General features: G+C 68.8%; 11 protein-coding genes and 1 tRNA gene. 3 read left to right on the top strand and 9 right to left on the bottom strand.

Annotated elements, in window-relative coordinates:
- Positions 1-296: 296 nt before the first annotated feature.
- On the top strand, positions 297-1433 hold the full coding sequence (locus BOSE125_RS01665; RefSeq protein ID WP_159549101.1) for a VIT1/CCC1 transporter family protein: 1137 nt from the start codon (positions 297-299) through the stop codon (positions 1431-1433).
- 284 nt (positions 1434-1717) lie between these two features.
- On the opposite strand, the gene sucD is transcribed toward BOSE125_RS01665, so the two are convergent.
- The 5 genes from sucD to BOSE125_RS01640 all read right to left on the bottom strand — a co-directional run bounded on the left by sucD (position 1718) and on the right by BOSE125_RS01640 (position 8251).
- Positions 1718-2632 (bottom strand): succinate--CoA ligase subunit alpha, encoded by a 915-nt coding sequence (sucD, locus tag BOSE125_RS01660; protein WP_115932999.1) that lies wholly within the window; start codon positions 2630-2632, stop codon positions 1718-1720.
- Between the two features lie 14 nt (positions 2633-2646).
- Positions 2647-3825, bottom strand: a complete 1179-nt coding sequence (gene sucC / locus BOSE125_RS01655; protein ID WP_159549098.1) for an ADP-forming succinate--CoA ligase subunit beta — start codon at positions 3823-3825, stop codon at positions 2647-2649.
- Between the two features lie 215 nt (positions 3826-4040).
- Complete coding sequence (gene pcrA, locus BOSE125_RS01650) at positions 4041-6587, bottom strand: DNA helicase PcrA (RefSeq protein ID WP_159549095.1); 2547 nt, start codon at positions 6585-6587, stop codon at positions 4041-4043.
- An 85-nt stretch (positions 6588-6672) separates the two neighbouring features.
- On the bottom strand, positions 6673-7410 hold the full coding sequence (locus BOSE125_RS17830; RefSeq protein ID WP_236557763.1) for a class F sortase: 738 nt from the start codon (positions 7408-7410) through the stop codon (positions 6673-6675).
- A gap of 22 nt (positions 7411-7432) precedes the next feature.
- Entirely contained in the window at positions 7433-8251 is an 819-nt protein-coding gene (locus BOSE125_RS01640; protein ID WP_159549092.1) for a hypothetical protein, read from the bottom strand.
- Positions 8252-8445: 194 nt separating this feature from the next.
- On the opposite strand from BOSE125_RS01640, the gene BOSE125_RS01635 reads away from it, so the two are divergent.
- On the top strand, positions 8446-9162 hold the full coding sequence (locus BOSE125_RS01635) for a hypothetical protein (RefSeq protein ID WP_159549089.1): 717 nt from the start codon (positions 8446-8448) through the stop codon (positions 9160-9162).
- A gap of 70 nt (positions 9163-9232) precedes the next feature.
- Positions 9233-9309: transfer RNA gene (locus BOSE125_RS01630), tRNA-Arg, on the top strand.
- A 2-nt stretch (positions 9310-9311) separates the two neighbouring features.
- On the opposite strand, the gene BOSE125_RS01625 is transcribed toward BOSE125_RS01630, so the two are convergent.
- The 4 genes from BOSE125_RS01625 to BOSE125_RS01610 form a co-directional block, all read right to left on the bottom strand.
- On the bottom strand, positions 9312-11195 hold the full coding sequence (locus BOSE125_RS01625) for an ABC transporter ATP-binding protein (RefSeq protein ID WP_201301112.1): 1884 nt from the start codon (positions 11193-11195) through the stop codon (positions 9312-9314).
- Complete coding sequence (locus BOSE125_RS01620) at positions 11192-11530, bottom strand: DUF6457 domain-containing protein (protein WP_159549086.1); 339 nt, start codon at positions 11528-11530, stop codon at positions 11192-11194. The genes BOSE125_RS01625 and BOSE125_RS01620 overlap by 4 nt, the downstream gene beginning before the upstream one ends.
- A gap of 73 nt (positions 11531-11603) precedes the next feature.
- Positions 11604-12098: an HNH endonuclease gene (locus BOSE125_RS01615; protein ID WP_159549083.1), complete on the bottom strand. Its 495-nt coding sequence runs from the start codon at positions 12096-12098 to the stop codon at positions 11604-11606.
- A 293-nt stretch (positions 12099-12391) separates the two neighbouring features.
- Positions 12392-13279: a C40 family peptidase gene (locus BOSE125_RS01610; RefSeq protein WP_236557762.1), complete on the bottom strand. Its 888-nt coding sequence runs from the start codon at positions 13277-13279 to the stop codon at positions 12392-12394.
- Between the last annotated feature and the right edge of the window lie 432 nt (positions 13280-13711).

The raw sequence follows: 13711 nt of genomic DNA, 5'->3' as shown, positions 1-13711 counted from the left end.
GCGTAAACGTGACCGAGCCTGACTTCGGACCGCGGCAGGTGACTGGTCTCCGCCCCCGTCTTTGTCGCACGCGCCCCTGGCCAGTAGACTGGGGCCGTCGAAGGGGAGTAGTTCCCACCCGCCCCCAGGGCGAATGCAGCGGCGCGTCGACATACTGGCTTTCCCCGATGGGAGGCCCGGCGCCCCACCCAGATGCCAACGGCGTCTGGGCGAGCGAGACCTTCGGCCAGACACAGCTCTGGCCGAACTATGCCCGTCAGGGTTACGCCGGTCGGGGCCCTGCTTCGAGGAACTCGATGGACCACCCGCACGACTTCACCACTCCCACGCCCCCGGTAACCGAGCCGACCCGGGACCAGATCCGGCGGTGGCGCCGCTATCTGGCGGATGAGATCGCCGAGGCGGAGATCTACCGGGTCATCGCTCGGCGCAAGGAGAGCCCGGAGCGGGAGATCCTCCTGGGCCTGGCCACGGCGGAGAAACGCCACGAGGACCACTGGCGGCTGTTGCTCGGCAATCGCGCGGAGAACCCGCCCCGCCCGTCCCCGCACCGGATCCTGTTGCGCTGGCTGGCCAAGGTCTTCGGTTCGGTCTTCATCCTCGCCCTGGCCCAGCGTGCCGAATCCGATTCGCCCTATGCCAAGGACCAGCACGCCACTCCCGCCATGGTGGCGGACGAGGCCATCCACGAGGAGGTCGTCCGCGGGCTGGCATCCCGGGGACGCGAGCAGCTCGCCGGCAACTTCCGAGCTGCTGTCTTCGGCGCCAATGACGGCCTGGTGTCCAACCTTGCCCTCGTGATGGGCATCGGGGCCACCGGAGTGGCGAACTCGGTGGTGCTGTTCACCGGTATTGCCGGCCTGCTGGCCGGGGCGCTGTCCATGGCCGCCGGCGAGTTCGTGTCCGTGCGGTCCCAGCGTGAACTGCTCGAGGCGTCCTCCCCCACCCAGGTGACGCTCGAGGCGGCCGAGCACCTGGACCTGGACCAGAATGAGCTGGTGCTCGTCTACCGGGCCCGTGGCATGAAGGAGGAGGACGCCGTCCACCGCGCCCAGGAACGGCTCGGGTACTTCAGCTGCGACTGCGATCCGTCCTTCTCCGCCCACCCGGACGGCTCCCAGGGCCCGGTGGACTACTCGGACGACCACGAGGCCATCGGCAGCCCGTGGAGTGCCGCCTTCTCCAGCTTCTGCTTCTTCGCCTCCGGAGCCATCATCCCGGTCATCCCCTACCTGTTCGGCATGGGAGGGCTCCCCGCCGTGGCCCTGTCCGCGGTGCTCGTGGGCCTGGCCCTGCTGTGCACCGGCGGCGTGGTCGGACTGCTCTCCGGGGCCTCGCCCTTCAAGCGCGGCCTGCGCCAGCTGCTCATCGGCTTCGGCGCCGCCGCCGTCACCTACCTGCTGGGCCTGCTGTTCGGTGCCAACCTCGCGTAACGCTGCGGTCTGCCGCACTCGCCGCCGCACTGAACGCCCTGGCGCTCCGATGTTTGACGTGGGCGCTTCCCGTGCAAGGATGAATGAGAAGGATCTACAAGAAATGGAGGTAGCAACATGCGTGGAAGCAACCTTGTCTGGACCATCGTGGGCATCCTGGTCGCGATCGCCCTGATCATCTGGATCGTCTCGGCTCTCTGAGAGTCAGGCCCATTCAGTAGACCGACGCCGGCCCCCTCCTTCCAATGGAAGGAGGGGGCCGGCGTCGTTGATGGGGTGTCGGTTCAGCCGTTCAGGAGCTGCCTCATCAGGTCGGCGGTCTCGGAGGGGGTCTTGCCCACCTTGACGCCGGCGGCCTCGAGGGCTTCCTTCTTGGCCTGTGCGGTGCCGGAGGAGCCGGAGACGATGGCGCCGGCGTGGCCCATGGTCTTGCCCTCCGGGGCGGTGAAGCCGGCCACATAGCCGACGACCGGCTTGGTGACGTTGGCCTTGATGAAGTCGGCCGCGCGCTCCTCGGCGTCGCCGCCGATCTCGCCGATCATCACGATGGCCTTGGTCTCCGGGTCCGCCTCGAACGCCGCGAGGGCATCGATGTGGGTGGTTCCGATGACCGGGTCGCCGCCGATGCCGATGGCGGTGGAGAAGCCCAGGTCACGCAGCTCGTACATCATCTGGTAGGTCAGCGTGCCGGACTTGGAGACCAGCCCGATCGGGCCCTTGGAGGTGATGTTGGCCGGGGTGATGCCGGCCAGCGCCTCCCCGGGGGTGATGACGCCGGGGCAGTTCGGGCCGATGATCGTGGTGGTCGGCTTGCCGTCGGCGTCGGTGCGGGACTCGGCCAGAGCGTAGAACTCGGCGGTGTCCTGCACCGGGATGCCCTCGGTGATGACCACGAGCAGCGGCATCTTGGCCTCGACGGCCTCGATGGCAGCATCCTTGGCGAACTTCGGCGGCACGAAGGCCACGGACACATCGGCGCCGGTCTTCTCCATGGCCTCGGCCACGGAACCGAAGACGGGCAGTTCGACCTCGGAGCCGTCCGCACGGCTGTGCGTCACGGTGGTGCCGGCCTTGCGGGCGTTCACGCCGCCGACGATGTTGGTGCCCGCCTTGAGCATCAGGGCGGTGTGCTTGGTGCCTTCGCCGCCGGTGATGCCCTGGACGATGACCTTGGAATCCTTGTTCAGGTAGATCGACATGAGTTGAGGGGTCCTTACTTGTCAGCCGGCGCGGTGTTGGCGAGTTCAGCGGCCTTGTCGGCGCCTTCGTCCATGGTGGTGGCGAGGGTCACCAGCGGGTGGTTGGCGTCGGAGAGGATCCGGCGGCCCTCCTCGACGTTGTTGCCGTCCAGGCGCACCACGAGCGGCTTGGTGGCGGCGTCGCCCAGGATCTCGAGGGCCTTGACGATGCCGTGAGCGACCGCGTCACAGGAGGTGATGCCACCGAAGACGTTCACGAACACGGACTTGACCTGCTCATCGTTCAGGATGACGTCCAGGCCGTTGGCCATGACCTCAGCCGAGGCGCCACCGCCGATGTCCAGGAAGTTGGCGGGCTTGACGTTGCCGTGGTTCTCACCGGCGTAGGCGACCACATCCAGCGTGGACATCACGAGGCCGGCGCCGTTGCCGATGATGCCGACCTGGCCATCGAGCTTGACGTAGTTGAGGTCGTTGGCCTTGGCCTTGGCCTCCAACGGGTCCTCGGTGCGCTTGTCCACCAGCGCTGCGTGACCCTCCTGGCGGAACTCGGCGTTCTCGTCCAGGGTGACCTTGCCATCGAGGGCGACGATGTCACCGGCGCCGGTCTTGACCAGCGGGTTGACCTCCACGAGGGTGGCGTCCTCCTTCTCGAAGACATCCCACAGCTTGACCAGGACGTCCGCGACCTTGCCGCGCAGCTCCTCGGGGAAGTTGGCCTCGGCCACGATCTTGGCCGCGGTCTCGGCATCGATGCCGGTCAGCGCGGAGACGGGAACCTTGGCCAGGGCCTCGGGGCGCTCAACGGCGAGCTGCTCGATCTCCATGCCACCCTCGACCGAGCACATGGCCAGGTAGGTGCGGTTGGAGCGGTCCAGCAGCACGGAGAAGTAGTACTCCTCGGCGATGTCGGCGCCCTGGGCGATCATGACCTGGTGGACCGTGTGGCCCTTGATGTCCATGCCCAGGATGTCCTTGGCGTACTGAAAGGCCTCATCGGCGGTCTTGGCGACCTTCACGCCGCCGGCCTTACCACGGCCACCGACCTTCACCTGGGCCTTGACGACGGTCACGCCGCCAATCTTCTCAGCGGCCGCCTTGGCCTCTTCCGGAGTCTGCGCCACGATGCCAGCCAGCACGGGAACGCCGTGTGCCTCGAACAGATCGCGCGCCTGGTATTCATACAGGTCCACGGGTTGCAGTCCTTCTACGTCGAAAACGGGGACGGTCGGTTTCCGCGAGCGGCATCAGGCACACCACAGTGCAGTGACGAAGGGCGTTTCCACCCCTGACATCGACCGAAGCATGTCCGGCACGGCGGAAGCCGGCCGGAAGCCCAGGGATTCCCCGGGCGTTCCATCCCATACCTTAGTCCACGGCGAGCCCGGTCGGTTATTCCACCAGGAGGTCACTGAACCTTGCTCAGCGGGGCGTAGCGCAGCAACAGCCGTTTCTCGGTGCCGTTGAAGCTCACCTTGGCCACGATCTTGTCACCCTGGCCCTCAAGGCTCAGGACGGTGCCCCGGCCGAAGGTCCCGTGCTCCACGTGATCCCCGGGACTCAGCGAGAGCATCTCCTTCTGCGGCTGCACCCGGGTGCGGGCGGCCCCACGCTGGGGAACCTTCAGCTCCGCGTCCTCCGCATAGCTGCCCGACGCGCGGGCGGGCCGGTTGGACGTCGGCCCACCGGCCCCCCAGTGGGAGCCGGAGAACCGCTGCGGATAGCGCGACTGAGAGCCGGACTGACCGTACTGACCGTATTGCCCGCCGTGGCCGCCGATGGAGCCGCCACCCCATCCGCCGGACGCTCCCCCGGCGAATCCGGCGGGGCGTGCGGAGCCCTCCCGCTCCCAGTCCAGCAGGCTCTCGGGAATCTCTCCCAAGAACTGGCTGGGCGGGTTGAACTGGTGCTGCCCCCACAGGGACCGGGCCTCCGCACGCGAGACGAACAGGCGTTTACGCGCCCGGGTCAGGCCCACGTAGGCCAGCCGACGCTCCTCGGCCAGCTCCTTCTCGTCCGTCATGGACCGCGAGTGCGGGAACACCCCGTGCTCCATGCCGGTCAGGAATACCACCGGGAACTCCAGGCCCTTGGCCGTGTGCAGGGTCATGAGCGTGACCTGGCCGAGCTGTTCGGCCAGCTCCGCCCCCTCCGCGTCCGAGGCGTCCGGCAGCTGGTCGGCATCGGCCACCAGTGCCACCTGCTCGAGGAAGTCTCCCAGCGTCCCGCCGGGGTTGTTCTTCTCGAACTCCCGGACCACGGCCACCAGTTCGCCGAGGTTGTCCGCCCGGGACTCGTCCTGCAGGTCCTCGGAAGAGCGCAGGGCGGTGAGCATGCCGGTCTGCTCCAGCACCGCTTCCAGCACGGTGGCGGCACTCGAGGTCGCGGCCACCTGGGCCAGGTCCTCCATCATCTGGACGAAGCCGTTGATCGCCTTCACCGATCGGCTGGCCATCGCGGGCGCCTGGTCCGCCTGCTGGAGGGCCTCGAAGAAGGTCGACCGGTTGCGCGTCTGCAGTGCCGCCACCGCGCCCTCGGCGCGATCCCCGATCCCGCGCTTGGGTTCGTTGAGGATGCGGCGCAGGTTCACGTCGTCGTCGGGATTCTCCAGCACGCGCAGGTAGGCGAGCGCGTCCTTGATCTCCTTGCGGTCATAGAACCGCGTGCCTCCGATGACCCGGTAAGGGATGCCCTTGGTGACGAGGCGTTCCTCCAGCGATCGGGACTGCGCGTTGGTCCGGTAGAACACGGCGACGTCGGCCGGTCGGATCCCGTCCTCGTCCTGCAGCCGGTCGATGGTGGTGGCGATCCATTCGGCCTCGGCGGACTCGTTCTCGGCCGCGTAACCGATGATCTTCTCCCCCGCACCCTCCGCGGTCCACAGGTTCTTGGGCCGGCGCTTCGGGTTCTTGGAGATCACCGCGTTGGCGGCATCCAGGATGGTCTGTGAGGAGCGGTAGTTCTGCTCGAGCTTGATGGTGGTGGCCTGGGTGTAGTCCTGCTCGAACTCCACGATGTTGCGGATGTCCGCGCCGCGGAACGCGTAGATGGACTGGTCCGAGTCGCCGACCACGGTCAGCTCGCCGCCGGTCGTCTCGACTCCGTCCGGCTCGTGGGCCGGTCCGGTCAGGAGGCGGACGAGGCGGTACTGGGCATGGTTGGTGTCCTGGTACTCGTCCACCAGCACGTGCCGGAAGCGGCGGCGGTAGTTGTCCAGCACGGCGGGGAACGCCTCGAAGATGTTGACCGTCATGCCGATGAGGTCGTCGAAGTCCATGGCGTTGGCCTGGCGCAGTCGTTGGGTGTACTCCAGGTACACGGTGGACACCGCCTGGGCGAACGGATCCGACTCGGAGACGGTCGAGGAGTGGTCCTCGGCATCCACGAGCTCGTTCTTCAGGGCGCTGATCTTGTTGAGCAGCGACTTGGGCGTGAACTTCTTGGGATCCAGGTCATGGGCTTTGACGATCGAGGTGACCAGGCGGAGGGAGTCAGCGGAATCGTAGATTGAGAAGTTGGACTTCAGGCCCACCGAGGCGGCCTCTCGGCGCAGGATGCGCACGCTCGAGGAGTGGAACGTGGAGATCCACATCTTCTGGGCCGCCGGCCCGATCAGGGCGGAGATGCGTTCGCGCATCTCCGCGGCGGCCTTGTTGGTGAAGGTGATCGCCAGGATCTCGTGCGGCCGGGCCTGGCCGGTGGCCAGGGCGTAGGCGATGCGGTGGGTCAGTACGCGCGTCTTGCCCGAGCCGGCGCCCGCGACGATCAGCAACGGGCCGCCGGTATGGACCACCGCCTGCTTCTGCTGCTCGTTCAGACCCTCCAGCAGCTCGTCGGCCGTGGGGGCGCGGTGCACCGGGGCGGCAGGGGTGTAGGCCTCCGGATCCGCGCCGACTGGCTCGGTGGTGCGGGAGGTGAACAGGCCGGGCAGTGAGGTCTGGAAGTTCTGGGGCATGGTGGCGTCCAGTCTACCGAGCGGGCCGGACGCCCGATGGGTCCGTCCACATCTCCGGCCGTCGCCGGTGACCTTCCCTCGGACCTCAGGAGTCCAGGGTCGCGTAGACGATGAAGTTGTCCTCCAGCATCCCCGTCTCCTGATTCAGCCCGTCGCAGGTGATCAGCCGGATCTCCGGCCCCTCGGTGTTGCCGTAGACCTCCAGGGTGGGGAAGCCCTCGTCCTTGCGGAACAGTTCAGTGCGGTAGACGGTGAAGGTGGCGACCGAGCCGTCCTGCCGGGTGACCTCGATGGAGTCCCCCACCTCGGTCTGCGGAAGGTCGGCGAAGATCCCCGGACCGCCTTCGATGCCGTTGCGGTGCCCCAGGATGACGGAGGGCCCGACCTCCCCGGGGGTCGGTGAGTGGACGAACCAGCCGGCCGGGGAGCCCAGGTTGTAGGGCGGGACCTCGATCACCCCGTTGTCCTGCAGACCGAGCTGCATCACCTCGGACTCGACGTTGATTCCCGGCACGGAGATCGCGGTCGGCTCCGAGGCCGGCAGGGCCTCCGGCTCGGGCTCCGGCGAGTCAGCGCTGGCCGCGGATCCGCTGGCGGCAGCCGAGGGCGACGTCGTCGGCGACGGCGACTGTGTTGGCGTCTGCGTCTGCGTCGGGGACGCCGTCGCGGAAGGTCCGGCCACAGCGCTCGCTGAGGATTCGCCCGGCCCGGCGTGTTCCGCACCGGACGGGCCCTGCGGTGCCGAGCAGGAGGCGATGAGCATGAGGGCGGTCGCCGCGCAGCCCACCAGGGCTGCGCGGCGACCGGTAGTAGGGAACTTCATGGTGTGGGCTGCCTCCGGTCGGTCAGGCGCGGCTCGAACGGCGGCTGACCGCCCACGCGCCGCCACCCAGAGCGGCCACGGCGAGGGCACCGACGCCGAGGAAGATCCCGGAGGTGTCGGACTGCTGGACCGGCGATCCGGTATCGGCACCGCCCTCCGGCATCTGGCCCATCTGCGAGACGTTCACCGTGCCGCAGGCAGCCGGCAGGGTGGCTGCCAGGGGAAGGGCCGGGTCGAGTTCACTCGGCTTCTCCTGCGCCTCCGCGCTCAGCTTGGTCGGGTCCACGCCGTGCACCACCACCACGGCGGTGCCGTCCGCCAGGGAAGCGGCGGTGGCGTCATTGAGCTCGAAGGTCCGCTCGTAGTTGTAGGCGGAACCGCCCGGGAACCGCTCGATCGCGAGGGCCGAATCGGCGCTGGTGTCACCCTCGGTGGTCAGGGAGGTGCCGATCTCCCCGTAGAAGGGATGGCCCTCCGGGACGCTGATCGCGCCGTCCCCATCGGTGTCGGCCTCCGGCGTGGGGCAGACGCCCTGGCTGGCGATGTGAATGTGCTGGGCGTGCGGGAACGGGCCGTCCATGAACGTCTCCGCGGCCCCGGAGACGTTGACCGTGACCGTGGCTTCATTGCCGTCCAGCTCGATCATGGCCTGCCCGCTGGTGCCGCTGTTGTTCAGCGGATCCAGGGTGGCCTGGCCGGACCAGGCCCCCTCGTGGGTGCTGGTCGTGGTGCCGGTGGTGCTCCCCTCGCCGCCATGGCCGCTGTGGGCCAGGGCAGGGGACGCCGTCAGGGTCAGGGCACCCAGGGCGATCACGGGGGCCAAGAGCATTTTCTTACGCATGACAATCTCCTCATCGTTGTTCCGGTACAGGGTGTTCGGAGTCACACGTGGTTCGGATGGGTCAGAGGTGAAAAAACTTTCCTGGAGCAGGGAAAGGGCCTCCGGGCGGGGCTGGAGACCGTGCCGCCGGACGGCGGTCGAGACTGGCCACGGACGTCCCGGACAACTGGGATAATCGAGGCTGGAGGTTCACCGTGTCGCAGAAGAAGAACCAGAGGAAGGGCTCCGCCGGCCATCCGGCCCGGGCCCAGACCGGCACCCAGCGCCAGGCGAAGGGGCAGGCCAAGGGTCCGGCCGACGTCGGGCCCGTCAAGCACCCCAAGGTGTCCGTGAGCCAGGTGAAACAGGATCTGCAGGCCTCGGGCCGGCAGCAGGGCAGCCCGGGCATGCTCGTCATCGCGCTGATCGGCGCCACGCTGTTCATGTTCTTCTACCTGCACATCATGGTGTTGCCGCAGATGTCCGCGCTGTCCGGCGGGCTGCCGATGCCGGACCACCGCTTCACCTATGACACGGCGGCCCTCGCGGAGCTCGACGGGGCGATGAACGAGGCGGCTCACGGCCAGCTGAATTGGGTGCACAAGACCGCCGGGGTGATCTTCCCGCTGTTCGTCTTCCTCTGTGTGTCCGCCGTGGCGGCCTGGTGCCTGCCGCGGGGCTGGGGCCGCTGGCTCTCGTACGCCGCCGGCGCCGTCTTCGCCGTGGTGGACATCGCGGAGAACATGCTCATCGAGTCGGCGCTGGACGCCGGTGGAGAGGGGGCCGGGCTGGCCTCGGCCTTCACCTCGGCCCGGTGGGTGCTGCTGGTGGCAATCGCCCTCTGGGTGGTGCTGATGGTCCTCGGCAAGGTCCGCCGTTCGGTTGCCGAGCGCAAGGCGCAGATCGCGGCAGGGTCGCCGAACCCTCGCTAGCGTGATCGTTGCGTAGGATGTTCTGGTGGACCGGCGCTCCGGGCTGAAGGCCTGGCGTCCACGGTCCCTGGCCCCCGTAGCTCAGCAGGATAGAGCGGCCCTCTCCTAAAGGGCAGGTCGCTGGTTCGAATCCAGTCGGGGGCACCACATCACCGCGGTGTGTCCGTGGAGGGATCGTCGAACTGCGTCCGGTACAGCTCCGCATAGCGTCCGCCGGCGGCCAGCAGGGCCTCGTGCGGCCCCTCCTCCACCACGCGCCCGTCCTCGACCACGAGGATGCGGTCAGCGGAGCGGATGGTGGAGAGCCGGTGGGCGATCACCACGGCGGTTCGCCCCTGCAGGGCCTCCGCGAGGGCGGCCTGCACGGCCTTCTCCGAGGTGGAGTCCAGGGCCGCGGTGGCCTCGTCCAGCAGCACGACGCGCGGTGCGGCCAGCAGCAGGCGGGCGATGGTCATGCGCTGGCGCTCGCCGCCGGAGAGCCGGTAGCCGCGCTCCCCCACCACGGTGTCCAGGCCGTCCGGCAGGCCCTCCACGACCCCGCGTAGCCGGGCCCGGTCGATCGCGTCCCAGATCTCGGCATCGCCGACCTCGGGCCGGGCCAGGGTCAGGTTCCCGCGGATCGTGTCGTGGAAGAGGTGCCCGTCCTGGGTGACCATCCCGACCGTCTCCTTCAGGGACGCGAACGTGGTCTCCCTCAGGTCGGTGCCGTTGTAGCGGATGGTGCCGGAGCCGACGTCGTACAGCCGGGCGAGCAGGGACGCGATGGTGGACTTTCCCGCACCGGAGGTGCCGACCAGGGCGTAGGTCTGGCCGGGCTGCACGGTGAAGGAGATGCCGTGCAGGACCTCGGAGCCGCCCCGGCGGTCCAGGACCGCGACGTCCTCGAGGGAGGCCAGGGAGACCTGGTCCGCACTCGGGTAGGCGAAGCGGACGTCCTGCACCTCGAGCGTGATGGGTCCGGCCGGGATGGCCCGCGCCTCGGGCTTCTCGCGGATGAGCGGTTCCAGGTCGAGGACCTCGAAGATCCGGTCGAAGGAGACCAGGGCGCCCATGATCTCGACCCGCGCACTGGCCAGGCCGGTCAGCGGGCCGTACAGGCGGGTCAGCAGCAGGGCGAGGGTGACCACATCGCCGGCGTTGAGCTGGCCCGCCAAGGCCTGCAGGCCGCCGACGCCGTACACGGCTGCCAGGGCCAGCGCCGAGACCAGCGTCAGGGCGGTCATGAACACGGACTGGCGCACGGAGATCCCCACGCCGGTGGCCCGCACCCGGTCCGCCCGTGACGCGAACTCCGCCGATTCGCGCTGCGGCTGGCCGAAGAGCTTGACCAGCGTGGCGCCGGGGGCGGAGAAGCGCTCGGTCATCTGGTCACCCATCGCGGCGTTGCGGTGCGCCTGGCTGCGGCTGAGCTCGGCGATCTTGCCGCCCATCACGCGCGCGGGGATGAAGAACAGCGGCAGCAGCACCAGCGAGACGAGGGTGATCTGCCACGAGGTGGTCAGCATGACGATCAGGGTGAGCACCACGGAGACGAAGTTCATCACCACGCCGGACAGGGTCCTCGAGATCGCCGTCTGGGCACCGATCACGTCGTTGTTGAGCCGCGAGACCAGCGCCCCGGTCCGGGTCCGCATGAAGAACGCGATCGGCATCTTCTGCACGTGGTCGAACACCGCCGTGCGCAGGTCGTAGATGATCCGCTCACCCAGGTCTGAGGAGAGCCAGCGGGTCACCACGGCCAGGACGGCGTCCAGGACAGCCACGGTGGCGATCAGCAGGGCCAGCTGGACGATGCGGTCGGCGTTCCCGCCGCCCACGATCGCGTCCACCACGTCACCGGCCAGGATGGGCGAGGCCACGCCCAACACCGCCCCGACCACGGAGAGCATCAGGTAGAAGACCAGCTTGCCCTTGTACCGGCGGACGAAGTCCAGGGAGCGCCGGATGGTGCCCGGTTGGAGCCGCCGTCCGCCGGAGGGGTCACCGTGGCTGGCCCGGCGCATGGCCTGCATGGCCGCGCGTTCCATGCTCACGGGGTGGGCCGGTCCAGCAGCCGTTCGATTCCCCGGAGCGACGCGCGGTGGGCCCGGTCGAAGCCGGCCTGCCCCGATCCCTCGGCCAGCCCCGCGGCGTAGCCGGCGATGAAAGCGGTGGCCGCCGCGTCGCCGTCGTTCCCCGACGCGTCCGCGGCGTTCCGGGCGAGCCGCGCCAGCCGGGCGAAGTCCGGGTGGACGCCGTCCAGCTCGAGTGCGGTCATCAGATCGGCTGGCCACCCAGTGGTCGAGGACAGGGTGGCTGGCTGTGGCGCGACGTCCGGAACGGCTGCATCGTCAGGGGCGGTGGGGCCGGCGGGCTGGGTCTCGGACACCGCACCAGTCTAGGTCCGGGCGCTCTGCGGATCCGGTGTGGACAGCCTTACCAAAGCTCCAGCCGCAGCCGAATCAGGCCACCGCCGCGAGGAAGTCCGTCCACTGCTCGGCGGGCTTCTCCAACTCGCGGATCCGCCATTGGGCGCCGCGCGGGCGCGCCGGGGTGACGCGCAGACCCCAGCCGATCTGGGCCAGGGTGCGGTCCCCCTTCGCGTTGTTGCAGGCCAGGCAGCAGGCCACCAGGTTCTCCCAGGAGTCCTCACCGCCGCGGGACCGCGGATGGACGTGGTCCACCGTGGTGGCGGTCCGCCCGCAGTAGGCGCAGAGATGACCGTCGCGGCGCAGGACACCGCGGCGGGACACGGGCGTCGAATCGGAGTGCGGGATGCGGACGTACCGGGTGAGCAGGATGACGGCGGGCCGGCGCACGGTGGTGGAGGGCCCGACGACGGGATCCCCGCCATCGGCGAGCACGCTCGCCTTGCCGGTGCCCACCAGCAGGATGGCGCGCCGGTAGCTGACGACGGACAGCGGCTCGTAGCCGGCATTCAGGACCAGAGTGCGCATGGGACGTACCTCGCGGCTTCGTCTGTGCCGCGGGCGCCGGATCGTCCGCCGGGTACCGACCCGGCCATCCGGCGTCTGCGGGGATGAATCGGGTTGACGATCAGACTCAGGATACGCGCCACCGAGGCACCCTGCGGCTCACGTACCCCCGCTGCCGGGCGTGTCGCCGAGAGTGTTCACGGGGCATTCACATCCCCTTCACGGTGGAAACGACCGAGGGCCCCTCCATGCGGAGGGGCCCTCGTAGCAGTCGTCATTCACCGGCGCTCAGGGCCGGGTCATGCAGTCGGTGGTCAGCCGACGTAGGTGTAGTACCCCATCAGCGGGTTCCGGGTCACGGAGTGCTGGAAGGTGCCCACGGAGGGGTTCTGGGCGCCGATCATCTGGCCGTTGCCGACGTAGATGCCCACGTGGCCGCCACCGTTCTGGAACACCAGGTCGCCCGGCTTCGGGTTGGACGTCTGGACGAAGAGCCCGGAGCCACGGATGGCGGACGTCGAGGAGGGGATGTTGATCCCGGCCTGGCGGTAGGCCCAGGACACGAAGCCCGAGCAGTCCCAGCCGGAGGTGGTCTTGCCGCCGTAGACGTACGGCACGCCCACGCCGGCGTAGGCAGCACCCACGACGCCGCCGACGCTGGAGCTCTGCGCGGCCGGCTCTGCAGCTGCTTCCTGGGTCGCGGCGGGCTCCTGAGAGGATTCCTGGGCGGACTCCTGGGAAGAAGAGGAGGAGGAAGAAGAGGCCGAGGAGGTGGACCGTTCGGTCTGCTCGCTCTGCTCCGTGGACTCGTTCTGCTCGGAGGCGGCGGTGTACTCAGGCTCCGGTGCCGGCTCAGGCTCGGGTGCCGGCTCGGGCTCGGGCTCGGGTGCCGGCTTGGACGTGACCGAGGCGCGGTCGATCTCGACCTTGGCGTCCTTGGCAGCGGCGACGTTGACGGTGGTCACCGCGGCGCGCTCGATGTCCAGGCCCGGTGCCGGGATGCTGGTGGTCTCACGCACGGCCGGGGCTGCGCCCTGGGCCGGCATGCCGATCGACAGCACGAGCCCGGAGGCTGCGGCCACGACGGCGGCCTGGCGGCCGACGGTCCCGGCGTTCGACGAGACGGCCTTGGAGATGGCCTCCAGCGGGTTGGAATTCGCCGGAACGGCGCGGTGGCGTGCTGCGGAGCTGCGCTTCGACACGTAAATACCTCTCTCACGTGCCTACGGACAGAGCCCGCCCCCGCCATGATTGACGACTGCTGTGTGCACCGTGATCGCGGGGGGAATGGCAAACCAACGGTCTGTCGCTTCGATCAGGACTGTCCGAAGCGCTGGATCCAAGGTATATCAAAAGTTTATAGATGTCACGCTGAGGTCACGGGGAATGGGGAGAACCCGGTAGATCGTGCTGAAAACCGCGTGATTCCGCGGATTCTCTGGTCAATGCCAGATCACGAATCGGTGCAGAAGCTGTAACGCCTTTGTCTTCTTCAACGGGTTCCGGTGGCCCGTCGGCGTGGTTGCCACGCCGGTCCACCAACCTGAACCTTCATTGCTCGCCGCCGGCCGAGGCCTGGCGCGGCCTGCACCGCCTCACATCATGCCACAACGCCGCTGGTCACCCGCAATTGA

This window comes from Citricoccus sp. K5 (assembly GCF_902506195.1).
In the GTDB taxonomy this organism is placed as follows: domain Bacteria; phylum Actinomycetota; class Actinomycetes; order Actinomycetales; family Micrococcaceae; genus Citricoccus.
This window is presented reverse-complemented; position numbering and strand designations above follow the sequence as displayed.

What these genes read in the sequence shown, in the direction of transcription:
- BOSE125_RS01640 (WP_159549092.1), bottom strand. Translation starts at nt 8,251, where the DNA reads ATGCGTAAGAAAATGCTCTTGGCCCCCGTGATCGCCCTGGGTGCCCTG.
- BOSE125_RS01665 (WP_159549101.1), top strand. Translation starts at nt 297, where the DNA reads ATGGACCACCCGCACGACTTCACCACTCCCACGCCCCCGGTAACCGAG.
- BOSE125_RS01615 (WP_159549083.1), bottom strand. Translation starts at nt 12,098, where the DNA reads ATGCGCACTCTGGTCCTGAATGCCGGCTACGAGCCGCTGTCCGTCGTC.
- sucD (WP_115932999.1), bottom strand. Translation starts at nt 2,632, where the DNA reads ATGTCGATCTACCTGAACAAGGATTCCAAGGTCATCGTCCAGGGCATC.
- BOSE125_RS17830 (WP_236557763.1), bottom strand. Translation starts at nt 7,410, where the DNA reads ATGAAGTTCCCTACTACCGGTCGCCGCGCAGCCCTGGTGGGCTGCGCG.
- pcrA (WP_159549095.1), bottom strand. Translation starts at nt 6,587, where the DNA reads ATGCCCCAGAACTTCCAGACCTCACTGCCCGGCCTGTTCACCTCCCGC.